The sequence below is a fragment of the Psychrobacter pulmonis genome, from assembly GCF_904846465.1.
In the GTDB taxonomy this organism is placed as follows: Bacteria; Pseudomonadota; Gammaproteobacteria; order Pseudomonadales; family Moraxellaceae; genus Psychrobacter; species Psychrobacter faecalis.
In genome coordinates, this window is sequence record NZ_CAJHAT010000002.1 from 106,232 (window position 1) to 132,654 (window position 26,423).

The window sequence follows — 26,423 nt, forward strand, 5'->3', positions numbered from 1 at the left end:
GGTTTATTACTTCTCAAGCAATACACCTGGGTTCATACGCTGTTCAGGGTCTAGGCTTTTGAGCATATCATGGGTTACTTGCATGCCAAGCTTTCCTTTTTCGACGGCAAGATACGGCGCATGATCACGGCCAACGCCGTGTTGATGCGAGATGGTCGCTTTACCATGAGCAAGGCTAACACTGGCAGCATGTTTAATTTTTTGCCAGCGCTGTAAGGTAGTCGCATGGTCTTTTGCCGCGCGGAAAAAGTAAGTGGTATAAAGGCTCGCACCTTGCTTATAGACGTGTGAGATATGGGTAAAGGCCATAACCGCCTCATTTTCATCTGTTAAGGCGTTTTGCACCGCTTCTTGCATCTGCTGCATCTGCTCGTCGATATTATTCCAATTAGTAGCAGTTTCAAAGGTATCGACCATGATGCCTTTGTCCCATAAAGTGCCACGCAAATAAGGGAATTTAAAGCGCCCATGCGCCCAAACACTGCCCATGATATCAGTGATTTTACCCGTGACACTACCGTGCTGCTTTAACAGCTTATTAAACTGTGTCAGCGCCAATTTATTCTGCGCTTTATCGCCTGATACGCCGTAAGTGAGCATAACCTTATCTGAGCTTAGTCCACGGGCTTTTAGATAGGTGCTAATGGCTAAAAATTGGCTCGGTGACGTGCCTAAATGCAGATGCGCATCAGTTTCGACGGCATTACTGAGACGTAACATAGATAAGCGAACATTTTTTTGCACCGCTTGTCTAAGCACTTCTTTACCTGCTTCCCAATTAGGCAGGAAAGCCACTTTAAACAGTTCTTCCTCAGGCTGCGGTTGTACACGCATTTTGACTGTCGTAAAAATACCAGCACGACCCTCAGTGCCCATCATCATCTCACGCAAATCAGGTCCTGCTGATGACGCTGGAATATCGGCGATATTGAGCACACCTTGCGGAGTGACTAATGTACCACCGGCAAATAGCTGCTCGATGCGTCCGTAGCCCAATGACTGCTGACCGCTAGAGCGCGCGGCAATCCAACCACCAAGCGTTGATAGCTCCCAAGACTGCGGATAATGTCCTAGGCGGTAACCGTGCGCGTCCAATTGCGCTTCGACAGCTGGCCCTTGTGTGCCCGCGCCAAAGGTTGCGATTTGGCTCTCAAAATCTAAGTCAAGCAGCTGATCCATCTTGCTCATGGCGATGGTAAGGACTGGACGTGAACCCTTTTGTGGGTTGATATGACCGACCACGGAGGTGCCGCCACCAAAAGGAATGACAATTAAGTCATGCTCATTGGCGAGCGTTAATAAAGTCTCGACATCAGCGGTCGATTCAGGAAAAGCGACTCCATCAGGAAATACTTCAAAGTCGCCGCCATGCATCGCTATCCAATCAGGGAAGCTTTGACCGCGCGCATGTCTGAGCCTCACTTCTTTATCAGTTGAGACGATATTAAGGTCGGTGAGCGCAGCAGGCAGGCGTGATTTTGGTACGGTTTTGAGTACCTGTTGTAAGCTCACAGAGGACAGTTTTTTGGTTTTACCGATATGTGATTTTATTAATTTTGCACCATGCGGCGAGACAGTTTTATTGATACTGACATTGCCCCAACCGTTCCAGCGCGTCTGCTCAATAGGCGTATTGGCAGTCGAATTAGTAGCCGTATTATTTTTTTGGATAGGTTCTAAATTATTATCAGTGTTTTTGGTAGCAGGAAAGTTGGTGGTTTTACGAATAAGAGATTTGATTATGCTCATAGGGACATACCTGTCGATTCGTTATCACGGTTTTATATTAAAGAATTCGGTTAAAGCTGATTCAGTTTTTCTACTCAGCATAGATGAATGATTAGGCTCAGGGTTATCGTAAAAATCATACGATATTAAGCGCTGATGCCAATCACCAATCCTAAAGCAAACATATTTATCGTTTGAGCATAGCACAATATAAACAAATATTTCATATAGACTCGGCTTTTGTATAATAAGAATTTATGACTTTTATTTAGTAGCGGCATTATTGGGGTTCGCGTTGGCGTATTATTCTTATCAAGGCGTAATATCTCGCAAAAATCGTCAATAATTCACCATCTAATAGCCATTAATAGGCGCAAACTTGTTAAAATAGGGCACTAATTTTTTCTTGATGGACATCGATTTATGACCACTGCCGCTGCTATCCCTACTATCAAAGAAGATCGTATTCTTATTCTTGATTTTGGCTCGCAATATAGCCAACTGATTGCTCGCCGTGTACGCGACTCTGGCGTTTTTTGTGAGATGTTCCCTTATGATATCGACACCCAGCGCATCACGGACTTTGGCGCAAAGGGTGTCATCCTATCGGGCGGCCCTGAGAGCGTGCATGCTGAAAACAGTCCGCGTATCAATGACGCTGTGTTTGAGCTTGGTGTGCCAGTATTGGGCATTTGCTACGGTATGCAGGCAATGGCGGATCGTTTCGGCGGTAAAGTTCATGCCAGCGATATCCATGAATTTGGTGCCGCGACCATCAATGTCGATGGTCATTCAAAATTAACCGAAGGTATCGAAGACCACGTCAGTGAAGACAACGCGACCACGCTAAACGTTTGGATGAGTCATGGTGATAAAGTGATCGAAGCGCCGCAAGGCTTTGATATTATCGCCAGTACGCCGAGCTGTCCGATTGCCATTATGGCCAATGACGACAAGCAGTACTATGGTCTACAGTTCCACCCTGAAGTGACGCATACTTTACAAGGTCAAGCGTTATTGGGTCGTTTTGTCCATCAGATTTGCGACTGCGCCGGCGATTGGACGCCTGACAATATTATCGATATGCGCGTGGCACAGCTCAAAGAGCAAATCGGTGATAAGCAAGTATTGCTAGGTTTGTCAGGCGGGGTCGATAGTTCGGTGGTCGCCGCGCTATTGCATAAAGCCATTGGCGATCAGCTCACTTGTGTGTTTGTTGATAATGGCCTATTGCGTCTGCATGAAGGCGATCAGGTGATGCAAGTATTCGCCGAAAACATGGGCGTCAAAGTCATCCGTGTCGATGCCGAAGATTTATTCTTAAACGCACTAGCAGGCGAGTCAGATCCCGAAGCCAAACGTAAAATCATCGGTAAAACCTTTATTGATGTATTTGCTGATAGCGCCCGTAAAGTCAGCGAAGAGAGCGATGGCAAAGAGATTGAGTTCTTAGCACAAGGCACGATTTATCCCGACGTCATCGAATCCGCTAAGTCGCACCAAGGCAAAGCGCACGTGATTAAGAGCCACCATAACGTCGGCGGTCTACCTGATGATTTAGCTTTTAAGCTTATTGAACCACTACGCGACCTGTTTAAAGACGAAGTGCGTAAACTCGGTATTACTTTAGGCTTGCCAGCCAAAATGATCTATCGTCATCCGTTCCCAGGACCAGGTCTAGGCGTGCGCATCTTAGGTGAAGTGAAGAAAGAATACGCTGATATCCTCCGCCTTGCCGATGCCATATTTATGCAAGAGCTTGAGCGCTCAGGCTGGTATGATAAGACCGCACAAGCCTTTGCGGTATTTCAACCAATTAAATCGGTCGGGGTGGTTGGTGATGGCCGCCGTTATGCGTGGGTGATTGCGCTACGTGCGGTTGAGACTGTCGACTTTATGACCGCGCGCTTTGCCCATCTGCCGTATGATTTGATTGAAACGGTATCGAACCGCATTATGAATGAAATCGCTGACGTCTCACGCGTGACTTATGATGTGTCGAGCAAGCCGCCTGCGACGATTGAATGGGAGTAATATCTACTTAGTCTTTAGCTGAAATAAAAAAAACACTCAACTTGGTTGGGTGTTTTTTTTGCTTTGGAATTTCTGGAGCTATTCTCGCTTTCTGCTATTATCTTGTCTGCCAACTAGAGCACCGACTAAAGCTCGCTGTGTTCCTGCTACCGCGATACCACCGCGAGCTAAGTCGCTGCAATCTAGTGCTCAAACAAGGATAACCGCTGCAATCGAGACTAAAACGCTCTACAAGTCGTGGATTGAACGGTTATTGAAAGTAGCTCATTTAAATTAATTAGAGGTTTACTAAGAACCATATTTTACAGCCGCTTCTTTCAAAGCTTGCCAGTTCTTATTTTCTACCCATACAAAGCCACAAGTGCCATTGCTGCGTTTTGCCCATAAATCTCCAATACGTTTCTTTTCTATACTGTCTCGATTACCCATCTCTACAGAGCGATCCTTTCCTTTATACTCAATAGCTAAGATTACTCCGCTTGTAAGCTGAACAACAAAATCAGGATAGAATTTATCAGAAGCTGTTTGTAGCCAAAAAGAAGTAGGTTTTTTTTCTACGTTTCGTACCCACCATTCGACTCCCTGCATTTGATGCGCAATGTATTCGGCGCATTCAAACTCTTCTCCTTTATCCTTAAGGTTACCAATAGCCTTAAAAAAATGCTTTTTTAAAGGAATTAGACCGTTGTAAATACTGTCATAACCATAGCGACCTTGTTCAAAAGTAATGGCATGTTCATTTCTGACTTCAAATTTATCTTCATCATCAAACAAATTATCAAAAACACGTTGTTTCACTTCTACCAGTCCTGCAGCCATTTTCCTTTGCAGTGCCCCTCGCAAACGAAACTTACGGTACGCTAATTCGTCTAATGTAAAATTCTTTTCGTCCATTAAGTAAGAAACAGCAGCATTCAGCCAAGCAACTTTTACATCCCGTTCAGAGTATGGAAAATATAGATTTCTATCTAGCCAATATATAAGATCTGTTACTTGCCAACCTTGTTCTTTGCCAAAAAGCGCGAGTTGACTATCCATTTGGTCATAAACATCACATTCTACTTTTTCTAATTGAGAAATACTTAGTGAAGCACGTCGCATAGTTTCTATATCTGGAGAAAACTCAGAATCTGTTAGCTTGTAGTCGAAGTCTGATATTTCCCAGTCAGCATCTAATAGTGGCGTTTCATCAAAAACGTCAAAAAAACTAAACTGAGTATAGCTAAGTAAAGGTATTCTAGCTGAAACCCCTTTTTCTGCAGGCGTTAGTTCTTTTATGGGCGCGGCTTGAATGGCAAGCGCTGTATTTAGTTGTTCCTTTATCGATTCTGCTATATCTGGCTGTTTAAAGGTTTCTGATATCTGCTGAATCTGTTTAGAGGTTGCACCTTGTTTTATGGTCAATGTAGAAGTTTCTGGCGAAATTTCAATTTTCTCACGTAAAGATTTGGGTAATCCTAACACTGAGTCCTCATCAGGAAGGGACAACAATCCATCATGTTCAGGCAACGGGATAATCAAATCGGTAGGTTGCGAAAATAAATCGCCATTATGCTCTTCACTTCGATCGACTATTAAATCTTTCGCTTCTAAACGCTCAAAACCACTTTGCACCAAACCATCTTTTAAATTCTGAACAGTCGTGGCAAGCTCGCTTGAAACAACATAGGCATAACTGCGATTGAGCGCTTCTTTATTTTTACGTACAACGTGAGGCATACGTAATATTCGACCAAGCACTTGCTCTACTGCGGTAGCAGAAGTAGTATTTCTGAACGAAAACAAAACGTACGCATTCGGACAGTCCCAGCCTTCACGTAGTTTATCAACGGTAATAATAAACTGCGGATAGTCAGGATCTCCTAGCTTCTTGCCCTTTAAGTCATCGATAGCGCCCGTTGCAATAGCTATCGCCTCTTCGGCAATATTAAAGTCCTCAATCAAGTGTTGTTTTACTTTATCTGGTGTGAACGTTTCTTTGTTCTTAGCCGTCCGTTCAGCCTGTATCAGCATAACGACTGGGTCTATGATTTCACCAGTGAGTTGTTTTTCTTGTTCAGCATTCTTTTCTAGTTGGCGTAACCGAGCGATTGCTTCTGTCAATGAAACGCGCCACTCTGGATGAATGGCTAACTCTAATGGTAGCTTTAACATATCTTCTGACTGCAAAGTAGCAGCAGAAACACTACGTAAGACGTTAGAGGGTTGATGAGATCTATCTGGCGTTGCGGTAAGTTCTAATATACAGCTAGGATTAAAACGTTTGAGCGTGTCAGTCGCTAATTGAGTACCTTGGTTATGCGCCTCATCTACAATAACGTAAGGTCGTCGCAAGCGGATAACATCTACTAACGAGTGCTCGCCTTTTTGCTCATTACTTACCCCTTCAAAATGTGGCATAAGGGCACCGTTTTGACGATACACTCGTAAACCGTCATCTGTATCACGCTTAAAGCTCTGCATAGTCGCGACAATAATAGTATTACCTGTATTTAGCGTAGCAGGCTGCACGTACAAGGCTTCGTTGATATCTAAGACGTTGACGGCACCAAATAAGTGACGCATATCTTGATGAAGCATTTCTCCCTCAGTTTTGAGCGCATACAAGGTCTGCTCGCGTATAGGGTCTGAAGGTACTAACCACAGCACTAGAGAATGTTCTGTCGCTAAAAATGCCTCATTCACACGCTTTATAGATTGTCCTGCTATGCGTGTTTTTCCGCCACCAGTGGGCACTCGAAGACAGACATAAGGCACATGATCCATCTCTGGCAATGGATGGTAAGGCTGAGCTAGACCAGAAGTCATCAACTGGGTAGATTCTGCAAAGGCGGCAGCAGGGTCTTTCAACTCTCTACAGCGGTATAGATAGCTTGAGTAATCTGCAAGTAAGTTTTTTTGATAGTCTTTTAGTGATTTATTATTTAGAACCATGTTTTAACCGCCAATTCATAAGGGAGTTGGTGAAAAGTAATATTCAGTCTGGCTAGTTTTGTTTTATCAAACCGTGTGCGAGCACCATAGACAATCTTTTGTCCTTTAAAGTCTGGCAAAGCCTCTTCTAGTAGCTCAAGAGTTCTACCATTTAGTACATTACCGCCAGCGTCAGATTTATCTTTTAAGATGTCGTTATACAGTAAAAACATTGCTCTATCTTTGTATTGCCCAAGATAGGGCGTACTACTTTTTTTATCCGTAGCTTTTAAATCAGACTGATTTAAGCCAGTTCCTGTTTCTATAAACCATACAAATTCGGCTAACTGCTTAAAGGTAACGTCGGAGCGAATTTGACCATCAGAACTAAAAAGCGACGACTTTGATAATTTAAGAACTTGAAAGCCGCCACCTAATGGTGGAATTTCCTTCTTTCCTTTGGTGTAGCCAGTTACAGCATTTTTTAGCCTAGGTATAAGAATATTTTTAGAGATATTTTCTACCATTTCTATCGCAATGAAATCTCTCTTGCAGTCTTCTCTATGTGAAACTGCCATTACGGCGTGTGCGGTTGTACCTGAACCAGCAAAAGAATCTAAAATGACATCTCCTTCTTTCGTTATCCAAGAGATAATACGCTCTATTATTTTTATACTTTTCTCTGTCTCAAAAGTGGTTTCAGTCCCACTGAGTAATATATCCATCCAATTATCACTCAGTATTTTTCCGCTACTAGGTGGGACGTAATACTGAATACTTCCTTGGTCATTCTCGCGCACGAAATCTAACTTTGAGTTATTAGCAGTAAGGTTTTCAATAAACCATTCATCTAAACTCATATCGTCTTGAATATTATTAAGATAATACTCGTAGTTCTTCTGAGCTTTAGTCGCTCTTCCGCGTTCCCAACGCCACTGACCTTTATCAGGAGTGAATTCAAATAGTTTATATCTCATTGTTGGTCTATCAGTACCACGCCAAAAAGTATCCCATTTCCCAGGTTTTTCAACTTCATGCTCTAACATTAGCTTTGGTAAACGAGTACTTTTGTTTTTTGAATACATTAAGATATATTCATGACCTACAGCAAGAGCGCTCCAATCATCAAATTGTGCTTGTACATTTTTTATCCCACGTCTAACTGCTATTGTATTTTTATAACAATTTGAGCCAAATATTTCATCAAGAAGAAATCTCAAGTAGCAATGTGCATTATCGTCAATCGATGCAAAAATAACACCATCCTCAGTTAAGAACTGCTTTAACAATAATAACCGTGGATACATCATACACAACCAGCGATCATGACGGTCTAAGGTTTCGCCTTCTTTACCCACAACTTCACCTAGCCATTTTTTAATTTCCGGACTATTCACATTATCGTTATACACCCAGCCTTCATTACCCGTATTATAGGGCGGGTCAATATAGATACACTTTACTTTTCCAGCATAGCGTGGCAATAAGGCCTTGAGGGCATCTAAATTATCACCTTGCACAATGAGGTTCCCGCTATCAGCATCCCCGCAAGATAACGCTTCTACAGGTTCTAATAAGCGAAATGGTACTTCTTTATGGTGCTTTTCTACTGCTTCTTTACCAATCCAATTGAGTGTTGGCATTTATATCCCTTTAGTCATATGAGTTTGTTTCTATTTGATATGGTTAGTATATGTCTCAGAACATTTTAATACTATCTTTGTCTAATTTCACAGTTACTTTACAGTTTTGAATAGTCACAAATTCGAGTCATAAAAAAAGCAGCACCCCAAAAGGAGCGCTGCCATTATCTAAAAACCTAGTTTCCAAACCAAAAACTAACCCTGCACATTCACCACATAACGCCCAACCGTCTGACTCGCCATAAAGCGATCTAAGTACTCAGGCGTTTGCTCAAGGGTAATCTCTTCGCCGTAATTATCAAGATTAGGCAATTTCATATCAGTGGCGACACGCTGCCAAATCGCCTTTTTATCATCAAGGGAAATATAGACCGAATCGATACCGAGTAGGGACACGCCGCGAGTGATAAACGGTAATACCGTCATGGAGAATTCAGCGGAAGCAGCGAGACCACAAGACGTCACCGCGCCGCCTGCTTTGGTTTGCTTAAGTAGATTCGCTAAATAGTCACCGCCGACGGTATCGATAGCATTGGCCCAGAGCTCACGACCGACAGGTTTATCGCCGATCTCATTGATGGTATCGCGATGACGGACTTCGCTTGCACCAAGCTCTTTTAGATAGTCACTTTGCTCAGGCTTGCCAGAAAAGGCGATGACCTCATAACCAAGCTGACTTAATATGGCGATGCTGATACTACCGACGCCGCCCGTTGCACCTGTCACCGCGACTGGACCGTCTTCAGGTTTTGCGCCCATTTTCTCAAGCTTTTGCACACTTAACGCTGCGGTTAAACCGCCCGTACCATAGATCATCGCTTCTTTTAGTGTGAGCGATGACGGGCATTCGACCGCCCAATCGGCAGGGATAGATATCATCTGAGCGAGGCCACCATCGGTATCCATGCCCAAATCATAGCCAAAGACCACGACTTCTTGGCCTTCGGAAAATGTGCCAGACTTATCGCTTACCACCACGCCTGCGGCATCAATACCGGGTGTGTGCGGGTATTGTTTGGTAATTCTTTTATTGCCGGATGCTGACATCGCGTCTTTGAAATTTAATGATGAATAATGGACTTCGATTAATAAATCATTTTCAGGAAAGTCACTGGCACTGCGCTGCTCAATACTTTTTTCAAATTCACCGTTGCTGGTTTCGTGAACCACTAAGGCTTTAAAGGTTTTGTTATTCGACATTGTCTGAATCCTTTTTTATTGCTTTTATAGTAAATGCTCTTTGCACAAGCAGCTTAAGGCTCAATCAATATCTTACCTTTTTTCTCCGATTGGACGTCTTCTGAAACCGCTTTTTGAATATCGTCTAAATTATAGATGCCGCCAGTAGGTAATTTTAGGATACCGCTTGAGGCACGCTCAATCAGCTCTTTAATTAAACGCTGTTTATCATCGGCGCTGATTTCTTGCATCAAATCGCTTGCCCAAAAGCCTTTAACTTTAGTCAAATTGAAAATAAGATTGCTTGGGTTTAGCATCAGTGGTTCGCCAGATACCGACCCCAATGATGCCATTGCGCCATGCTTACCGAGTAGGGACAGCAGCTCGCCGCCTGATTTGCCGCCGACCGCATCGACCGCGCCGCTTATTTTGGCGTCACCAACGATTTTTTGTACTTGCTCTTTCCAGTCGTCATCATCGGTCACGACGTTATTGTCAGTGATACCAAGCTCGATAAGCTCTTGTTCTGACTCTTTACTGCGCACCAAGTTGATCGTATTGATATGACGCTCAGGCGCGAGCATCGCCATCGATTCACCGACCGCCCCATTGGCGGCGTTTTGGATAAGCCATTGACCGGGCTTAATATTTAAAAATTCAATCAACAGCAACGCACTCATCGGCATGGCAATTAACTGGGCGGCCATTTCATCATCGATGGCGTCTGGAATAGGGATAAGGCTTTTTGCCGGAGCAACAAAATATTCCGCCCAAGTGCCTGATACGCCAGACACGACTACGCGCTGACCTTGTTCAAAACCTTTGACTTCTTTACCTAACGCATCAATCGTACCAACCGCCTCAGAGCCACCAGTGGCAGGCAAAACAGGTTTATGACCGTATTCGCCTTTTATGGTCACGATGTCGTGATTGTGAATAGAGGACAGGATGGTTTTGATACAGACTTCGTTGTTTTTGGGTTCTGGGGTAGGGCTGTCGGTGATACTCAGTACTTCTGAAGGTTTGCCAAATTCGTTATAAGTTGCGCTAGATAATTGCTCATCAACCTTAACAAGCGGGTCTTGCGAGCTGCAACCTGACTTTGGTAAAGGAACGTTGTTGCTATTTATCAAGATATTGCGCAGTAGGCTATAAGAGATAGGTTAGAAAAAGTCGCCATAAAAAATGGCAGCGCTCTTAATAAAGAACGCTGCCATTGTCCATAAAACGAAGGTTAGCTAAATAATAAATGAATAATAATTCAAGGTTTTAGCAGTACCTTACCTTTTTTGCCTGACTGCAATTTGCCATCGACCGCTTTTACGATGTCGGCCAAATCAAATACCGCTTCTACAGGCAGTTTTAATTGTCCGTCTACCGCTCTATCGATCAGCTCATTCACTAGGCGCTGCTTATTCTCCACACTCATCTCTTGACTGAGCTTACTGCCCCAAAAGCCTTTCATCACCGCTTGCTTGAAAATCATATGGGTAGGATTGATGACCATAGGTCTGCCCGACATCGCCCCAAAGGCGGCGAAGGTGCCACCATGACCGAGTAACGATAACAAATCGCCACTATTTTCACCGCCGACCGAATCCACCGCCGCACTGATTTTATCATTACCGACGATCGCTTTGACTTGCTCTTTCCAGTCATCATCTGAGGTGTTGATATTGTTTTTGATACCGAGAGTATCTAACTCTTTTATGGCATCGTCACTTCTTACCAGATTAATGGTTTTGACGCCGCGCGCCGCCGCTAGCATGGCAAGCGATTTACCAACGGCACCGTTGGCGGCATTATGAATAACCCATTGACCGCTTTCTACTTCTAAGAACTCTAATAGCATCAACGCACTCAGCGGCATGGCAATCAGCTGCGCGGCCATTTCATCTTCTAAACTATCAGGGATAGGAAACACCATATCCGCTGATGCGACAAAATACTCTGCCCACGTTGCTTGTACACTGGCAGCCGCCACGCGTTGCCCGACTTTTAAGTCTTTAACTTCACTACCAACGGCATCAATAATACCTAACGCTTCGCTACCACCGATAGCCGGCATTTCAGGTTTAAAGCCATACTGACCGCGAATGGTAAGCAGGTCATGGTTATGGATGGAGGCGAGAATGGTTTTGACGCGCACTTCATTGGCTTTTGGCTCGGGGATAGGACGGTCGCCGAGGCTTAATACTTCAGTTGGTTTGCCAAAATGATCATAAGTTGCACTACGCATAATAAATCCTTTTTTTAATTGTTACGTTTTTTTCAAATGTTTTTGACAAGCGAATAAATTTGTAGCCATCAACAGTAGCAAACCCAGCTTGCTTATCGCAATATTACTTTGGTAAAGCAAAGTAGTCAGCGTTAAGTGAGCAGCATTTAGTTGGTTTCATTAATCATTAGCAGTTTGTTCTGTGGTTATTTGTTCTGCATGTGCCTGCTCTGGACTAATAACCTTAAAATCGTCATCTACTAAATTGGTCAGTAGCGGCTCCCCTTTATCATTAATCCGAAATAGCCCATATTCTGCTGCCTCAAATGCTTCGCCATCACCTTCTTGGAAGAAAAAAGCATTGGTCGCAAGCTGCATTACGCCGTTACGGATACGGTAGTGAAGCGCCATCTCATTAGAGGCTAGATTTCTAGGCTGATTAGCCGCTAAGCGCTTAAACTGTCCGACATTATGTTGGTCTAAAGCGACAATGACATAGCCTTGTTCGTTAATAGGATAGCTACCGGGGTCTTTATTTAAGGCGGCAAATACGTCACGCTCTAGCGCATAGCTAAGCGTCATATAGTCGCCCTGCATAAAGCCGCGTGGATCAACGGGTGCAAGCGCTAATAATACCGTATCGCCAGTCGTAAGATGGGCTTCATATTTAATAATATTCCTCGTCATCACCACCAATACGAGCGCCAATCCAAGAAGGCCAATAATAATCGTGACTGCCGGTTTTTGTAGCCAATGGGTCTTTGATGTGGCTTTAAGCAAGCGCTTGGTCAAAATTTTATCATTCATGACAGCCGCTCCTGATGATCGTTAGCGCTTGATTTTATCTGCGCAAAATAGCCTTTGATAAGCAGCCAGCGCAGCAGAAGTAGTGCGATACCGATGACCAGCATAGAGGCAGACTTGACCAATAAAGACGTATCGAGCTGATAGTAATACCAAAAGATATAACCGACCGAGGCGATAACGCCCAGTCCTAACAGCACGCGTTGGCTATTAGCAGTAGCAATGATAATAATCAAACTGGTGGCCAATAAGCCTGAGACATAAATAGACATGATCCCAAGTAGTACAATCGCAGCGCTAATGAGCAGTCCTGCTGTTGATCGCAATTTGACCTGATAGCGCTTTAAAATGAGATAAGCGGCATAAAGGCTGGCAAGCGTTAATAGCCCTTGGGCTAGGTAGTAGTTATAGCTAAAGGCTTCACCGTAACTATCAAGGCTATCAAAGCTATTGCCATATTCAGCAGCGATAAAATAGACGGAAACACTGAGCAAAACATAGGCGCTCGCATAGCCAATAGCATTGGTAATTTCTAGAGCGTTCATTCGCCATTTGGTCGGGATAAAAGCAGCAAGCCTATAGCGTTGTAAATGAGTCACGCTAGTGATTAATGCCAATAATCCTAAGCTTATTTCAGATAAATGATAATAATTTAATAAGTAAAACAGGCAGCTTAAGGCTAAGGTTGCGCTCAATAAACGATAGATAAAATTGGGTATAGCAACAGTCATCAACAGTTGCACAAGGAGCAATAGCCCTATATTGAGTGGCTCTGTAATCTCACTGGCCAGTAAAGCATAGGCAATATAACCTTGACCTGCTAGCGTAATCGCAAAGGCTAAGCTATTCCAAAAAGGGCTATGGCGTATACGGGCGTTATAAAATAGAAACCCGCCAATAACGCTTAATATGCCGCCAGTAATAAATACCGCTAGCGTACTATCCAGCAAACCGGTGTTATCTAATAATAAGGTCAAAAACCCTATAAAAAATAGACTGGCTAAAAGACCACTCATACCAAAAAGTAAGCTGATAAACCACGGGCTGTGCGCTTCAGATGCTGCACTATTTAAAAGCTTATCACTGACATTTTGCGCGTCGATCAATCCCTGCTGTTGCAATAGCAAAAGGTCACGATTTTGTTCGTTATGGTTGATATTATTATTATTCATCTCATTGCTCATCTCATTGTTCATCGCTGTTCCCCTTGATTACAGTATGAGGAGCAGTGTCAACTTTCTTGATACGGGCAATTTTACGTAGCCACATAACTGCCGACGAGCTCATGCCAATAAGTAGCAAGGCTAATATCAAAAACCCACCCGCGTCAAAACCATCCAACAGCCATTTACCGACCCAAAACATCACCACAGTAATGATAGAAGAAGACAAGTAAGTCAGCATCAGTAAATCAAGACGGCGCTGATAAAATTGCCAAAACATAAAGCCGCACCAACCTAACCACACTATGATAGCGATAAGCGTTGCCCAGATATTGCCATTATCAAAGACCGTGACAATCGCCAGATACGTCATAAAAAACGTGCTTAAGAAACCGACGACATAAGTGCTCCAATGCAAGCTGGAATTGGTTTGAGCGCTGTTTATTTGAGCAGTGGATTTTTTAACGTTAATGCGATGAAACAGATAGGGAATAGAAGAAGAAGTTTTATTATCGAAACCAATCAGCCAACTATAAAAGGCAATAAAATTAAATAGCGCAAGGATGGCTACTTGAGAGATGTTTTGCAGGCTATATTTAATAAATTGTAGATTTGCGACATCTAAATAGAGTAGCAAAAATGCATTGATTAGCCCTAACCAAAGCAGCCAGAGCGCAGGGAAACGGGCGATAACGACCCAAGGTGTAATCAGTATCGCCCAAGCAAAGAAAAGCTGCCAAGTATCAGCGCCTGTTTGATAGATCTGCCCAAATAGCGCCAATAAGCTACCGGTAATAATACTAGCGATAAGCAACAATAACTGCCGAATCAGTTGAAATTGTCGCCTAAAAGACAGTGCGACATAAAGCGCGATGGTAATCACCAGCGCCCCTTCAACCAAGGCGAATTTACCTATTTTGCCCAAGCTTTGCCAGTTATAGGCGATAAAGAACACAAGGGATAGTACCAGCGCCACCGTGCCAATAATCAGCAGCGCTTTATCAAAAAATATCAGCCAGGTGCGTTTGCTAGGATAGACTTCTAGGTGCGTTGCTGCCGCCTCGGTATTTTTAAGAGGGAGAATATCTTGCTGCAGTAACTGCTCGATAGTACGCCGTGCGTGGCTCATAGTCGCCTCTGATTAAAAAACAGTTTTAGGCTATCTTAGCTGTTTTTACGCTGGCATAATGTACTAAAGTTTATAAGTTACTAAATTTTATGGTTTACTAACTTTTATAAAGGTTTTAATAAAACTCAATCCTACTCAGCAGGTGCTCTTGGATTAAATAGGCGCAAATATAGGCGCTCGGCCAAGCGACCATAAAGGCATATTTCCACGAATTAAACAGCGTGATAAAAAAGCCTTCGACAAATCCTACATTGATCAGTAGCAGGGCCGTCGAGATAATCGTCGACATCATCAGCGCCATTAAAAAGGTGAAAATCAGCCGATAGTATTTGCGCCGCGTGCGTATTCTGACGGTCGGGAAGTTTGCCATAATATTCTGTTGTCCTGCTTGATGAGAGCCACGTTTCACTGCTGCTGTAAACGTGATATTTTGCGATGAGAGAAGATGAGACAAAGCATTGCTCATGCTTAGCGGCGACTATGATAACGCGTGATGACGGCGAGGTAAAATGGTTATTATCAATCATCAAGTTCGCCTTATTATATTGTTATCATTCAGTTTTAATAATTTGTCGCCATTCATGCTGATGAAGTAAACTTAGCACTGTCCAAAACAACTCTATAAGGATAAAAATGTCTGCCAATTAAATTAATTTAGCGCAGAACGTAGAAAAATATTTATCCAAAAACTCATGTAAACAAAGAACGCTTGGCATCATCGGCGGCATGAGTTGGGAGAGTACCGAAAGCTATTATCGACTGATAAATGAAGGTATCAAAGCTAGACTTGGCAATTTACATTCAGCAGATTTACTGATTCATAGCGTGGACTTTGCACCGATTGAGGCGCTGCAAGCACAAGGCGCATGGGATGAAATGGGTAAAGTATTGGCCAATAGCGGCAAACGTCTGCAAGCGGCTGGCGCGCAAGGTTTGCTTATCGCGACTAATACCATGCATAAAGTCGTCGATGACGTTCAAGCCGCTACCAACTTACCGATTATTCATATTGCTGATGTCACCGCTGCGGCGATTAAGCAGCAAGGGCTAACCAAAGTTGCGCTACTTGGCACGCAGTTCACCATGACAGAGAATTTTTATAAACAGCGTTTGATAGATGCAGGTTTGCAAGTGTTGATACCAGAGACAGGCGCACGGGCAGAGGTACATCGCATTATTTATGAGGAGCTGTGTCAAGGTCAGCTACTTGATAGCTCACGTCAGTATTATCAGCAAGTGACTAAAAATTTAGCAGATAAAGGCGCAAAGGGCGTCATTTTGGGCTGTACCGAAATTGGACTGCTGATTCAGCAAGCAGACAGCCCCATTTCCGTATTTGATACCACTGCAATTCATGCAGCAGCAGCAGTGGATTTTTTATTAAGTTCTTGGTTTTAAGGTTAGTGATTTTAAAATAGTTAATTTTAAAACGGTTGAACTTAAACCCATTGCATTGACTACCTATAAACCGCGCGAGGAACGTTTATGTTTTCTTCTCATACGGTGTTTTTGCAGGCGTTTTTGTAGTCGACGACGCAGCCTTGTAATACGGCGTAAAGGCGAGAGCTTCCACACCGTAGTCGGTAAAATATCACGAAACGAGGCGCTGGTACCGGTATGAGCGCGAAACTCCTCCGACCTTTGCGCTGCTTCTTCGGCTGGCATATTTTTACCTTTGCGCCAGCCGCCGTATAGATATAATCCCGCGCCCATCACCGCCGTTGCTACCATGCCAGCTGGAAACGATAGCCAAAGCGCATCGGCTCCAAGGAATGGATAAAGCCCGAACGCAAAGCCAAGGCGCACAGGATACATCGAAATCACCATGACGATAAGCGGCCAAACCACATAACCGTTGGCACGCATGGTGCCAAAGAAAACTTGCGCAATGCCAAAAAAGATAAAGCCCCATGTCGCCATCAACTGAATATGGCGCCCAATCGGCACGGCGGCGCTGTCACTACCAAGGAATAGCTCCAAAATAGTCTCATCAAAAATGCTTAATACCCCAATCATAGCGCCCGTCAATATCACGTTAAAGATAAGCCCCCAGCGCGTGATACCCGCCACACGGTTCCATTGATTGGCACCGATATTTTGTGCGACCATGGCACTGGCCGCTGCACTGAGCGCCATCGCTGGCATCTGCACATAGGTCCAAAGCTGCTGCGTCGCGCTATAAGCGGCCGTTGTCTGTACGCCCTCGCGGTTAATGAGCGACAGCATTGTGAGCGCTGCTGATGAGATAACAATCATCTGCAGCCCCATCGGCAGACCCTTTGAAAACATCGACTTTAGGATATCTCGGTCTGCGCGTAAAAAACGCAGCTCGGGTAACTTAAGTGTCAGCACAGAACCACGCAAATACATAGTGACAATCATGCCAATCAGCGCCAGCGCGTTGGCGACAGCAGTTGCAAAAGCCGAGCCAAAGATACCCCATTTAGGGAAGGGGCCGATACCCAAAATCAGCACCGGCGTCAAAATCAGGTCGATAATCACCGAAATAATGATAAACCAAAGCGGCGTGGTAGAGTCGCCCGTTCCGCGCAGCGCCATCATGATTAGCGTAAAAGTTAAAGTGACAGGCATCGCTACAAAAATCATCCGCAGATAGGTCAGCGCAAGCTCTACCGCACTTGCTGGTGTCCCAAGCAGCTCAAGTAGCAACGGCGCAAATATCCAGCCGATTGCCGACACCAATATACTGATAGGAATAATACTACCCAGCGCCGTGCCCATGGTTCTTTTCACCGTCGTGTCGTTACGGCGCCCCATAGCTTGACCAATCAAAATAGTCGCCGCCATACCAAAACCGAAAACGAAGGAGATGAGAATAAACATCAATATATTGCCGTTTGCCGTCGCCGCCAGCGCTTCTTCCCCTAAAAACCGACCTACCCAGACGGCATTAATCGAGCCGTTCAACGACTGCAAGGCTGATGAGCCAAGGGTTGGCAAGGCAAATAGCAGCATGGTTTTGGCAATCGACCCTTGGGTGAGGTCACGGCTTTTAGCAGTGGAGGTAGTTGTCTTACTCAATGTTTATCCTTTTGCGCCATCCAAATTGGCTATATTTTATGACATAAAAACCCTCATTATAGATGACCTTGTCTGTGCTATCTTGGTTAGACTGGTAACGTTTTTTTATATAATGTATTGATAGGTGATAGTAGTATTAAAATTAAACGATGATAAATAGTGATAAGTTGTTGACCCAGTAAGCTAGTTATTAATACTCTTATGCTAAGATTGCGATTTTAACTTTTTTATCTCTATCTACCAACTATAACAAGGATGTTTCGATGCTCTTAAAACGCCTGTGCCTTGCCGCGGTTTTTAGTCTTTCTATGGTCGGTTGTACCACCGCGCCCAATCAATTAGCGGTCAATACCACGCAAAAGATTATCCAATATGAGCGTAACAAATCTGATTTAGAAATCAAAGCGCTGACATTGGCCTCTGGCGATAAGATGGTCTATGCCGAAAACGGCAATGTCGCTGGCGAGCCGTTATTACTCATTCATGGCTTTGGCGGTAATAAAGACAACTTTACCCGTATCGCGCGTCAGTTAGAAGGTTATCATCTCATCATTCCTGATTTGCTTGGTTTTGGTGAGTCGAGCAAACCCGTGAGTGCTGATTATCGCTCGGAGGCGCAAGCGACGCGCTTGCATGAGTTGCTGCAAGCCAAAGGGTTGGCGTCCAATATTCATATCGGCGGCAACTCGATGGGCGGCGCTATCAGTGTAGCTTACGCAGCAAAATATCCTCAAGACGTCAAAAGTTTATGGCTCGTCGATAGCGCAGGTTTTTGGTCAGCTGGTATTCCTAAATCGTTAGAAGGCGCGACGTTAGAGAACAATCCGCTGTTGATTAATAGCAATGAAGATTTCTACAAAATGTATGATTTTGTCATGTATAAGCCGCCATATTTGCCAAAATCGGTCAAAGCGGTGTTTGCCCAAGAACGTATCAAAAATAAAGAGCTGGACGCCAAAATATTGGAGCAAATCGTCACCGATAATGTCGAAGAGCGCGCCAAAATCATCGCCCAATATAACATTCCGACGCTCGTCGTTTGGGGTGATAAAGATCAGATCATCAAACCTGAAACGGTCAATCTCATAAAAAAAATCATCCCGCAAGCGCAGGTCATTATGATGCCAGAGATTGGTCATGTACCGATGATCGAGGCGGTAGAACAAACGGCAGACGATTACAAAGCGTTTAGAAGTATAGTAGACGCACAGCGTTAGGGATTGGTTAAAAGTATTTATCTTATAGACAATAAAAGAAACACCAGATGCTCTGATGTTTCTTTTATTGTCTATAAGGTTTTAATGAAGTCGTTTAAGATTATAAATCTTTGACAAGTCGCTCGAGCAATTCAAGCGTACTTTCTTGTCTGACCAACGCGACCCCTTGTCCTGCCCATAAAGACTGATGTTCAGCATTGAGGTTATTTTTTGCATGAGCACGCAAGTTTTTGGTCATGGCATTTAATTGTGGGTAAGGCGGTAACTCATGCGCGCTCTCAAATTGACCAAAATCGCGCAAATAGTCATTTAACAATCCGCGTGCTTGCTTACCTGAAAACAGCCGCGTTAATCGCGTCTCCGAACTGCGCTTACCCAGACTGGCATCAAGTAGCGCTTGTTTATACGTATCATTAATACCGCAAGTATCGGTAGTCAAAAACGCCGTGCCTATTTGCGCCAGCTCAGCACCAGCCGTTTGCACCGCTTTAATCGCTTGCCCCGTCATAATACCGCCCGCTGCAATCAAAGGAATATCGGTGCAAGCACGCGTTTGACTAATCAGCGTCAGTAAACCCAATGGATCGTTTGCGCTTTGTGGCAACCAACCACCGCGATGACCGCCAGCTTCTGAGCCCTGAATACAGACCGCATCGACACCAATATCTGCCCATGCTTTCGCTTCCAACGGATGATTGGCAGTACCGATGACGCGTGTGCCCAAATCCTTTAAGCCCTGCACCTGCTCGGCGCTGATAATACCAAAGGTGAAGCTAGCGACAGGCACTGGATTGTCATACAGCACTTGTAGCTGCTCAGAAAAATTAAATGCGGGACGTTCAGGTAACGCCATGTCTATGTTGTTTTTTTTATAATACTCGTTTAACCAAGTAGGGATTTTGCTATCCAAAGTAGTAGAATCATGCTCAGATAACACCATTAGATTGATCATAAAAGGGCGGTCGGTGAGCGATCTAAGGATATTAATGTGCTCATTTAAAACCGTTGGCGCCGTCGTTCCGCCTCCCAATGACCCCAGTCCACCAAAATTACTTACTGTCGCTGCCAGCTCAGGCGTGGTTGCTCCTGCCATCGGTGCTTGTACGATAGGGTAGGTTAAATCAAAGGTATTTAGTAAGGTCATGACGGGCGTCCTTGTTATGTTATGAGAAAATTTGCATGACTTACTTTAACAAAGCTGAGGGATACGCGTGTTAGAGAATGTGTATTTAGTTATGCAATAAAAGTAGTGGATTTTTATTATGAAACCAATGTTTTTTAAGATTAGTACTCACTAATTGATAAAAAAAGGTCAGCTTTTTAAATCATCAAGGCGATGACCGAAAAAACTGACCCATTTCTTTAAACTTACTCACTGCTTAATTCAACTGCAAAAACCCTTTGGTATTCATCAATAACCCAACCACGTCATCACCACTGATGACCGTAAGGCGCTTATCGAACAATCGTATCCTAACCCACTGGCGGCCACGGACGGTCGGCATCACTGATAATCCATTCTGCCACATAGCCGCTCGGCGGTAGCTCCCAATCTGCTTGATCTAACGCCGCTAAGACACGCGAGGTTTCGATCACTTTGCCGCCTTCGGTGACGCCGGTGCGCAGTAGAGCAGAGGAGCAAGGCTTGCCTTTGACCCACATCGACTGCTCGATATAGATCCAGCGCTCATCGAAGCCGACGATACGAGTTTTCATGGTGACTTTATCAAAGGCGCGAATGCGTTTGCGATATTGGATGGTACTGCCAGCGACCACCAAACCCCAACGCTGCTTTAAGAGCTGTGTACCAAGGCCGCTCCGTACCGCAAAATCGGTACGTCCCATATCAAAGAGGGTCAGGACGCGGCCATTATTCATCTCCAAGAAATTATCAATATCGGTCAGACGACAGCGAAAGCTAATCTCGCTGGTATCTTTAAACGTTAAGGTATTGCCCTTTTTTACTTGTAGTGCGGCGCGAGCGATGGTGCTGGTATAACGAATAAATGGATACATGGCGCAATCTCAAAGAGGTGGAGGTTAAGTAAAAAAAGTAAAGTTTGGCAGAGTGGCAAATGTCATTATCAATGGTTAAACGGCACGCCAATAGACTTAAAATAAGCGCTGACCGTTTCGGGCAACCAGTTGATATTCATCTCCAAGAAATTATCAATATCGGTCAGACGACAGCGAAAGCTAATCTCGCTGGTATCTTTAAACGTTAAGGTATTGCCCTTTTTTACTTGTAGTGCGGCGCGAGCGATGGTGCTGGTATAACGAATAAATGGATACATGGCGCAATCTCAAAGAGGTGGAGGTTAAGTAAAAAAAGTAAAGTTTGGCAGAGTGGCAAATGTCATTATCAATGGTTAAACGGCACGCCAATAGACTTAAAATAAGCGCTGACCGTTTCGGGCAACCAGTTGATATCAAATCTTGATTGTTTATAAAGATGCGTCGATTTGTCTTTATCGACGTTATAACGAATAAAGCCCACGTGCCCGCCATGCTCAGTTTCTAAAAGTGTGACAGTATCGGAGACGTCGTTTGGCGTGGCAGTAAACCCAAGGAAAGGGTCGTCTTTAGCGCTGATTAATAATAAAGGTTTGGTTACTTTTATCAAATAAGGCAGCGCCGATGAAGCGTGATAATAATGGTTATTAGAGCGGTAGCCATGACGCGGAGCGGTAAAGATATCATCAAAGTCACTGATACGATTGACGGCTTTGATAGAGTCAATCTCATCTTTGGTGATGTCATTCGCCAAGGCTTTTTTGATAATGGGATTCAGCAGATACGGCGTATAAATACGGTGACTCAAAAAGCTGTGCATACTAAGCGCCGCCGACGACATATCGACAGGCGCTGAAATCACCGCTGCGCCGTCACATAGCGCTTTGTCGCCATATTCGCCCATATATTTTGCCAGTGCATTGCCGCCTAAGGACACACCTACCGCATAGATATGGGCAAAGTTTTTGCGCAAGTTCTCAAGCATATGATGCAGCTCGCCGGTGTCACCGGCGTTATAAAAGACGCGACCGCTCGCCGGAATACCGCCGCAGCTACGAAAGTGGGCGACGACGAAGTGCCAGCCTTGCGCATGCATCTGATAGGCCAACGCGCGCGCATAATGACTGTCGCTACTGCCTTCCATACCGTGAAACAATACGATTAATGGGGTTTGCTCAATTTCGCCATTTTCTGCTGAGTTTATAGACTGCGCGTCTATAGGATGAGCATCATAAAAGTCATAGGCAATATCACTTTCATCCAGCGAGTCTTTTTCGACCACGCGGCGATAAGTTGGCGTTTTAGGGGCAAAAAATTTGGGTAAAATGCTTTGTAGATGTGGATTGCTTAACCAAAATGGCGGTTTAAAAGGGGCGGGGGTAAAGGTTTTATGTGGTTTCGATGTTGGCATAAAGGTTTCTTATTTAATGGACGTTAAAAATATCGTTAAAATCGTCTTTAACAATCAATGCCTTATCATACCGACGGCGGTTGCTAAAACCAATGCTTTTCAGTGAACGCTCAGTGAACGTATGGTCACTCAAAGCAATTCATCTAGAACTACCACTAAGAAGAACTAAGAAAAATGGCTCTACATACATACTTATCAATTATGGCGACTCTAAGACACGCCCATCCATCGCCAGCCGCTCTTTTAAGTGATCGATATCTGCTTCAGCAAGCGTTACGGTCAAGGTCACTTGCTTACTATAAGTCACATCATCAATATGCCCGCCCAAGTCCTCAACCACGTAGCGGCACTGTGCTTCGGTGGCAAACTCAGCGATTATTTGCACTTGCGCCATCGGCACGTACGGGAGCAGTACCATTTCATCGACGGCCGCCTGCGCAGAACCTGCATAGGCGCGGGTGAGACCGCCTGCACCGAGTTTGATACCGCCAAAATAACGCACGACGATGATAATCACATTGCCGATAGATTTATGCTGTAAGACGTTTAATATCGGTCGTCCTGCGGTGCCATTAGGCTCGCCATCGTCGTCAAAGCCTGCGCTGGTGGTGTTATTAGGGTCGCCAATGATATACGCCCAACAGTGGTGACGCGCATCGGCATACTTTACGCGTAGCTGTTCCACGTGAAACATTGCTTGCTCGCGCGAGGTCACAGGATAGGCGTAGGCAATAAACTCAGACTTTTTAATGTCTAAGCGCGCGCTGACCGCATGTTTTAGCGTTTGATAACTCATATTTCATCAGGTCTAAGTTGGATATGGTAAACTTACTTAACTTTCACTGCCTGCCGTATTGGGCGCAGTGTTCATTTAATTTTTTATTATAGTACCACTTCTCACTGTTTAAGACAGCGGACAAGCGCGAGAGCCGTGCTTGTATGGTTGGCTTTTAATACGAAGTTGGTAGTATAAAACGAATGGTAGTCAAGCGTATGCGTCTAGATAAATTTATAAGTAAAGCCACTGAGCTGTCGCGCAAAGAATCAAAAAAGATTCTGCACGCCGGTGAAGTGACGGTAAATGATACTGTGGTCAAAGACCCGGGGTTACACGTCGATATCGTCAATGATGAAGTGATGTGGGCAGGCGAGCCATTGTCGGTTGCGACTGGCAATCGCTATATCTTGCTTCATAAACCTGAAGGTTTTGAATGCTCTTTAAAAGCCAAAGAATATCCTATCGTCACCGAGCTAATCGCTGTACCTGAGCTTGGCAGCTTGCGTATTGCAGGACGCCTCGATGTCGATACCACGGGCGCCCTACTTATCAGTGACGATGGCAGCTGGTTACACCGTGTGACCAGCCCTAAACATGAGCATGCCAAAATATACGAGCTCACATTAGCAAGTCCCATGGACAGCGACGCGCAAGCCAATGCCGTCAAAGAAGTGGCTGAAGGTATCCTCTTAGAAGGCGACCACGAAGAAACCAAGCCTGCTACCCTTGAGTTTATCGACGAAACCCATGCACGCTTGACCTTGGAGCAAGGTAAATACCATCAAGTAAAACGTATGATGGGCTATTTTGGTAATCGAGTCACCGAGCTGCATCGCGCTAGTATTGGTCATATCACCTTAGACGGTTTGGATAAAGGCGACAGTCGTTTCTTAACGCCGGAAGAAGTGGCTAAATTCTAAAATTAGGCTCTGCTGCATCTTAAACAGTCATCAAAATTTTCTGCAAAAAAAGCAGCCATGAAAAAGTGCGCTGCTTTTTTAATGTCCACTGTTTACCGTTATATTCCCTGGCTACTGTCTGTGTTGCCTATCTCTTAAAGCTAAGTAGCAGTTTTGCAAAATTAAGCCCTAATACCTTTGCAAAAACTGCCCTTGTGCTAAAGTCTGCCTATCTTTTTTTTAATCTATATTTTTACATAATATAGTCAGCTTTATTAATAATGAGCATTTTTAAAGTATTGCTATTAAAAATCAATAGGACAGTCTTCTGTGAAATTCTCTCTGTTAAAATCCGCCAGCTTAATCAGTGTCATATTATTGACCACCACCGCTTGTGCGCAGCAAAGCGCCACTGACACTATCAAAAATAATGTCAACCAAGCGCCGCAGAATAGTGCGAGTATACAAAGTACGCAAGCGACTAGCAGTGTGAGCAAAGCTGTCGATAGTCAATTACGCCAACTGCTGAGCCAAGCTGGTATCAAAACGCAAATCACTTCTATTATGCCCTCTAAATTACCCAATATGTATCAAGTGAATTTGGTAGGCCAGCCGCCGCTGCATATCACCAAAGAAGGCAAATATGTCATCCAAGGCGAGCTACAAAAGAATCCAAGCAAACGCGTCGTCACAGAAACACCAGCGCGTAGCAGCAGCTTGCAAGTGGGCAAGCCCGTCAGTGCCAGCCTAAAATCTGACCTATTGGCAAATATGGGCGCGCTTAAAAACATGAGTACTAAAACGCCGTTCTTTTATACCGCCGTGCCGGGAGTCATTTGGGGTGCGACGCTAGAAGGTATGCCATTTCTATTATCAGACGATGGGCAATATATCACCGATGGTGAGATATCAGTGATTGAAAACGGTCAGTTTATCGGGCTTGATAGCAACTTTGAGCGCCTTAAAAATCAGTCGGTATTTGCAACCTTAGACCACAGCCAACTGATTACTTATCCTGCGACTAGCCCTGAGAAAGCGGTTATTTATGTCGCTAATGACGTCAATTGTCCTTATTGTCGCCGTCTCCATCAGCAGCTACCCATGCTCAATGCCAAAGGCGTGACGGTAAAAACCATCGGTTATCCAATCTATGAAGAGTCGCCTGAGCAAATGCGCGCTATCTGGTGTCAGGGCAGTGAGGACAGCCGCCGCACAGCTTTTGATAAAGCAATGCTACAAGGTAAAATGACGCCGGCACCAGCCAGCTGTAAAGCCGATTATGTAACGCCTAACCGTGAAAAATCAGCAGGGCTTGCGGTCATGGCAACGCCGGCTATTTACCGCGAAGACGGTGTCCTTTATCAAGCCAGCTTTGAGACCCCAGAGTTTTTAGAGTTCTTGGGTGTAGAATAAATGATTAAGAAGTTTGTTTATTAATAGCTCTGATTATTAAAAAATCTATAACATAGAAAGTAACCATTAAAAACTGCCCTATGAGCGATGTCCATAGGGCAGTTTTTAATGGTGCTTAATGATCGATTTTATCAGTCTATCTCAGTGACAGCTATTGTAGTAACAGCTATTGCGGTAAAACAATATCAACGATTTTCCAATTTATCAAACCTTCGCGCTGCATCTCAATAGTCAGCGGATAACCTTTCACCTGACCGCTAATGGTAAAGCAGTTAATCCCGCAATAAGCCAGTTTTGGCTTGTCACTATCCGTACCTTGCGCCGCTTGTTGCTCAAGCTCGGCCGCTTGTTTTTGCATGATTTGCTGCATCTGGTTTTTGACTACGGCATTGACGTCACCGCGCTGAATGATTAGATTTTGAATCAGGTTTTTTAAATCAACTTGATTACTGGCTATCGCCCATGCTGCGGCAAGCTCCTTGGTCGCGGTATTGGCTTGACCTTGGGTGTTAATCAGTTTTTCAATATTTTGCGCGGTAATAGCGCCATCGACCGCTTGGATAATAAAGCCGTTGGCCGCTTCGGTTAATGGCGCGCCGCCAAGTTCGGCGACCAATGGATATTTGGTCATGGTCACTGCAAATTGGCTGGTCAGCTGATTTTGAATACTGGGTCGCACCTGCTCATAATCAATCGCCGCTGCGATCGTTGCACCATCTTTGGCATCGTAGGCATTTTTAAGCTGATAAGCGCTGTAATAAGGCGAACCGCCATAGATAGCGACGGCAATGACAATCAACAAAACAATCAGCTTTTTCATAAAAATACGACCTTAGCGC

22 protein-coding genes are annotated in these 26,423 nt (G+C 44.4%); 5 read left to right on the top strand and 17 right to left on the bottom strand.

Annotation, left to right across the window (positions count from 1 at the left end; genetic code table 11):
- Positions 1-6 precede the first annotated feature (6 nt).
- Positions 7-1,749 carry an FAD-binding oxidoreductase gene (locus JMX70_RS04160; protein ID WP_201589854.1) on the bottom strand — a complete coding sequence of 581 codons (1,743 nt, stop codon included), beginning with the start codon at positions 1,747-1,749 and terminating at the stop codon, positions 7-9.
- A 402-nt stretch (positions 1,750-2,151) separates the two neighbouring features.
- Between JMX70_RS04160 and guaA the strand changes: the two genes are divergently transcribed.
- Entirely contained in the window at positions 2,152-3,762 is a 1,611-nt protein-coding gene (guaA, locus tag JMX70_RS04165; RefSeq protein ID WP_201589857.1) for a glutamine-hydrolyzing GMP synthase, read from the top strand.
- A gap of 288 nt (positions 3,763-4,050) precedes the next feature.
- On the opposite strand, the gene JMX70_RS04170 is transcribed toward guaA, so the two are convergent.
- The 9 genes from JMX70_RS04170 to JMX70_RS04210 all read right to left on the bottom strand — a co-directional run bounded on the left by JMX70_RS04170 (position 4,051) and on the right by JMX70_RS04210 (position 15,181).
- Positions 4,051-6,696, bottom strand: coding sequence for a DEAD/DEAH box helicase (locus JMX70_RS04170; protein ID WP_201589859.1), 2,646 nt, complete (start codon positions 6,694-6,696; stop codon positions 4,051-4,053).
- Complete coding sequence (locus JMX70_RS04175) at positions 6,687-8,318, bottom strand: site-specific DNA-methyltransferase (RefSeq protein ID WP_201589861.1); 1,632 nt, start codon at positions 8,316-8,318, stop codon at positions 6,687-6,689. The genes JMX70_RS04170 and JMX70_RS04175 overlap by 10 nt, the downstream gene beginning before the upstream one ends.
- Before the next feature lie 195 nt (positions 8,319-8,513).
- On the bottom strand, positions 8,514-9,518 hold the full coding sequence (locus tag JMX70_RS04180; protein ID WP_201589863.1) for a YhdH/YhfP family quinone oxidoreductase: 1,005 nt from the start codon (positions 9,516-9,518) through the stop codon (positions 8,514-8,516).
- A 53-nt stretch (positions 9,519-9,571) separates the two neighbouring features.
- Complete coding sequence (locus JMX70_RS04185; RefSeq protein ID WP_227671180.1) at positions 9,572-10,507, bottom strand: zinc-binding dehydrogenase; 936 nt, start codon at positions 10,505-10,507, stop codon at positions 9,572-9,574.
- Between the two features lie 251 nt (positions 10,508-10,758).
- Positions 10,759-11,736, bottom strand: a complete 978-nt coding sequence (locus JMX70_RS04190; protein WP_193030373.1) for a zinc-binding dehydrogenase — start codon at positions 11,734-11,736, stop codon at positions 10,759-10,761.
- Between the two features lie 159 nt (positions 11,737-11,895).
- Positions 11,896-12,522 carry a GDYXXLXY domain-containing protein gene (locus tag JMX70_RS04195; RefSeq protein WP_201589865.1) on the bottom strand — a complete coding sequence of 209 codons (627 nt, stop codon included), beginning with the start codon at positions 12,520-12,522 and terminating at the stop codon, positions 11,896-11,898.
- Positions 12,519-13,715, bottom strand: coding sequence for a DUF4401 domain-containing protein (locus JMX70_RS04200; RefSeq protein ID WP_201589867.1), 1,197 nt, complete (start codon positions 13,713-13,715; stop codon positions 12,519-12,521). Before JMX70_RS04200 ends, JMX70_RS04195 begins: the two co-directional genes overlap by 4 nt.
- Positions 13,705-14,811 (bottom strand): DUF2157 domain-containing protein, encoded by a 1,107-nt coding sequence (locus JMX70_RS04205; protein ID WP_201589869.1) that lies wholly within the window; start codon positions 14,809-14,811, stop codon positions 13,705-13,707. The genes JMX70_RS04200 and JMX70_RS04205 overlap by 11 nt, the downstream gene beginning before the upstream one ends.
- 115 nt (positions 14,812-14,926) lie before the next feature.
- Positions 14,927-15,181, bottom strand: coding sequence for a DUF2798 domain-containing protein (locus tag JMX70_RS04210; RefSeq protein ID WP_068405768.1), 255 nt, complete (start codon positions 15,179-15,181; stop codon positions 14,927-14,929).
- A 278-nt stretch (positions 15,182-15,459) separates the two neighbouring features.
- Between JMX70_RS04210 and JMX70_RS04215 the strand changes: the two genes are divergently transcribed.
- Entirely contained in the window at positions 15,460-16,209 is a 750-nt protein-coding gene (locus JMX70_RS04215; protein ID WP_265089127.1) for an aspartate/glutamate racemase family protein, read from the top strand.
- A 63-nt stretch (positions 16,210-16,272) separates the two neighbouring features.
- On the opposite strand, the gene JMX70_RS04220 is transcribed toward JMX70_RS04215, so the two are convergent.
- A complete protein-coding gene (locus tag JMX70_RS04220) occupies positions 16,273-17,853 on the bottom strand; it encodes an MATE family efflux transporter (RefSeq protein WP_201589874.1) in 1,581 nt (526 codons plus the stop codon).
- A gap of 263 nt (positions 17,854-18,116) precedes the next feature.
- Here JMX70_RS04220 and JMX70_RS04225 point away from each other — a divergent pair, with 263 nt between their 5' ends.
- Entirely contained in the window at positions 18,117-19,070 is a 954-nt protein-coding gene (locus tag JMX70_RS04225) for an alpha/beta hydrolase (RefSeq protein ID WP_201589877.1), read from the top strand.
- Between the two features lie 100 nt (positions 19,071-19,170).
- Here JMX70_RS04225 and JMX70_RS04230 read toward each other — a convergent pair whose 3' ends face one another.
- The 5 genes from JMX70_RS04230 to JMX70_RS04250 all read right to left on the bottom strand — a co-directional run bounded on the left by JMX70_RS04230 (position 19,171) and on the right by JMX70_RS04250 (position 23,290).
- Positions 19,171-20,214: an NAD(P)H-dependent flavin oxidoreductase gene (locus JMX70_RS04230; protein WP_201589880.1), complete on the bottom strand. Its 1,044-nt coding sequence runs from the start codon at positions 20,212-20,214 to the stop codon at positions 19,171-19,173.
- Between the two features lie 329 nt (positions 20,215-20,543).
- Positions 20,544-21,086, bottom strand: coding sequence for an acyl-CoA thioesterase (locus tag JMX70_RS04235; RefSeq protein ID WP_201589883.1), 543 nt, complete (start codon positions 21,084-21,086; stop codon positions 20,544-20,546).
- Positions 21,087-21,154: 68 nt separating this feature from the next.
- Positions 21,155-21,364 (bottom strand): hypothetical protein, encoded by a 210-nt coding sequence (locus JMX70_RS04240; RefSeq protein ID WP_227671163.1) that lies wholly within the window; start codon positions 21,362-21,364, stop codon positions 21,155-21,157.
- A gap of 68 nt (positions 21,365-21,432) precedes the next feature.
- Positions 21,433-22,494, bottom strand: a complete 1,062-nt coding sequence (locus JMX70_RS04245) for a YheT family hydrolase (protein WP_201589886.1) — start codon at positions 22,492-22,494, stop codon at positions 21,433-21,435.
- 199 nt (positions 22,495-22,693) lie between these two features.
- Positions 22,694-23,290 carry a YigZ family protein gene (locus JMX70_RS04250; RefSeq protein ID WP_191691791.1) on the bottom strand — a complete coding sequence of 199 codons (597 nt, stop codon included), beginning with the start codon at positions 23,288-23,290 and terminating at the stop codon, positions 22,694-22,696.
- A gap of 197 nt (positions 23,291-23,487) precedes the next feature.
- On the opposite strand from JMX70_RS04250, the gene JMX70_RS04255 reads away from it, so the two are divergent.
- A complete protein-coding gene (locus tag JMX70_RS04255; protein WP_201589889.1) occupies positions 23,488-24,192 on the top strand; it encodes a pseudouridine synthase in 705 nt (234 codons plus the stop codon).
- A 309-nt stretch (positions 24,193-24,501) separates the two neighbouring features.
- On the top strand, positions 24,502-25,584 hold the full coding sequence (locus tag JMX70_RS04260; protein WP_201589892.1) for a disulfide isomerase DsbC N-terminal domain-containing protein: 1,083 nt from the start codon (positions 24,502-24,504) through the stop codon (positions 25,582-25,584).
- 166 nt (positions 25,585-25,750) lie between these two features.
- Here JMX70_RS04260 and JMX70_RS04265 read toward each other — a convergent pair whose 3' ends face one another.
- Positions 25,751-26,404, bottom strand: a complete 654-nt coding sequence (locus JMX70_RS04265) for a DUF2939 domain-containing protein (RefSeq protein WP_201589895.1) — start codon at positions 26,402-26,404, stop codon at positions 25,751-25,753.
- Between the last annotated feature and the right edge of the window lie 19 nt (positions 26,405-26,423).

What these genes read in the sequence shown, in the direction of transcription:
- JMX70_RS04160 (WP_201589854.1), bottom strand. Translation starts at nt 1,749, where the DNA reads ATGAGCATAATCAAATCTCTTATTCGTAAAACCACCAACTTTCCTGCT.
- guaA (WP_201589857.1), top strand. Translation starts at nt 2,152, where the DNA reads ATGACCACTGCCGCTGCTATCCCTACTATCAAAGAAGATCGTATTCTT.
- JMX70_RS04170 (WP_201589859.1), bottom strand. Translation starts at nt 6,696, where the DNA reads ATGGTTCTAAATAATAAATCACTAAAAGACTATCAAAAAAACTTACTT.
- JMX70_RS04175 (WP_201589861.1), bottom strand. Translation starts at nt 8,318, where the DNA reads ATGCCAACACTCAATTGGATTGGTAAAGAAGCAGTAGAAAAGCACCAT.
- JMX70_RS04180 (WP_201589863.1), bottom strand. Translation starts at nt 9,518, where the DNA reads ATGTCGAATAACAAAACCTTTAAAGCCTTAGTGGTTCACGAAACCAGC.
- JMX70_RS04190 (WP_193030373.1), bottom strand. Translation starts at nt 11,736, where the DNA reads ATGCGTAGTGCAACTTATGATCATTTTGGCAAACCAACTGAAGTATTA.
- JMX70_RS04195 (WP_201589865.1), bottom strand. Translation starts at nt 12,522, where the DNA reads ATGAATGATAAAATTTTGACCAAGCGCTTGCTTAAAGCCACATCAAAG.
- JMX70_RS04200 (WP_201589867.1), bottom strand. Translation starts at nt 13,715, where the DNA reads ATGAACAATGAGATGAGCAATGAGATGAATAATAATAATATCAACCAT.
- JMX70_RS04205 (WP_201589869.1), bottom strand. Translation starts at nt 14,811, where the DNA reads ATGAGCCACGCACGGCGTACTATCGAGCAGTTACTGCAGCAAGATATT.
- JMX70_RS04210 (WP_068405768.1), bottom strand. Translation starts at nt 15,181, where the DNA reads ATGGCAAACTTCCCGACCGTCAGAATACGCACGCGGCGCAAATACTAT.
- JMX70_RS04225 (WP_201589877.1), top strand. Translation starts at nt 18,117, where the DNA reads ATGCTCTTAAAACGCCTGTGCCTTGCCGCGGTTTTTAGTCTTTCTATG.
- JMX70_RS04230 (WP_201589880.1), bottom strand. Translation starts at nt 20,214, where the DNA reads ATGACCTTACTAAATACCTTTGATTTAACCTACCCTATCGTACAAGCA.
- JMX70_RS04235 (WP_201589883.1), bottom strand. Translation starts at nt 21,086, where the DNA reads ATGTATCCATTTATTCGTTATACCAGCACCATCGCTCGCGCCGCACTA.
- JMX70_RS04240 (WP_227671163.1), bottom strand. Translation starts at nt 21,364, where the DNA reads ATGTATCCATTTATTCGTTATACCAGCACCATCGCTCGCGCCGCACTA.
- JMX70_RS04245 (WP_201589886.1), bottom strand. Translation starts at nt 22,494, where the DNA reads ATGCCAACATCGAAACCACATAAAACCTTTACCCCCGCCCCTTTTAAA.
- JMX70_RS04250 (WP_191691791.1), bottom strand. Translation starts at nt 23,290, where the DNA reads ATGAGTTATCAAACGCTAAAACATGCGGTCAGCGCGCGCTTAGACATT.
- JMX70_RS04255 (WP_201589889.1), top strand. Translation starts at nt 23,488, where the DNA reads ATGCGTCTAGATAAATTTATAAGTAAAGCCACTGAGCTGTCGCGCAAA.
- JMX70_RS04265 (WP_201589895.1), bottom strand. Translation starts at nt 26,404, where the DNA reads ATGAAAAAGCTGATTGTTTTGTTGATTGTCATTGCCGTCGCTATCTAT.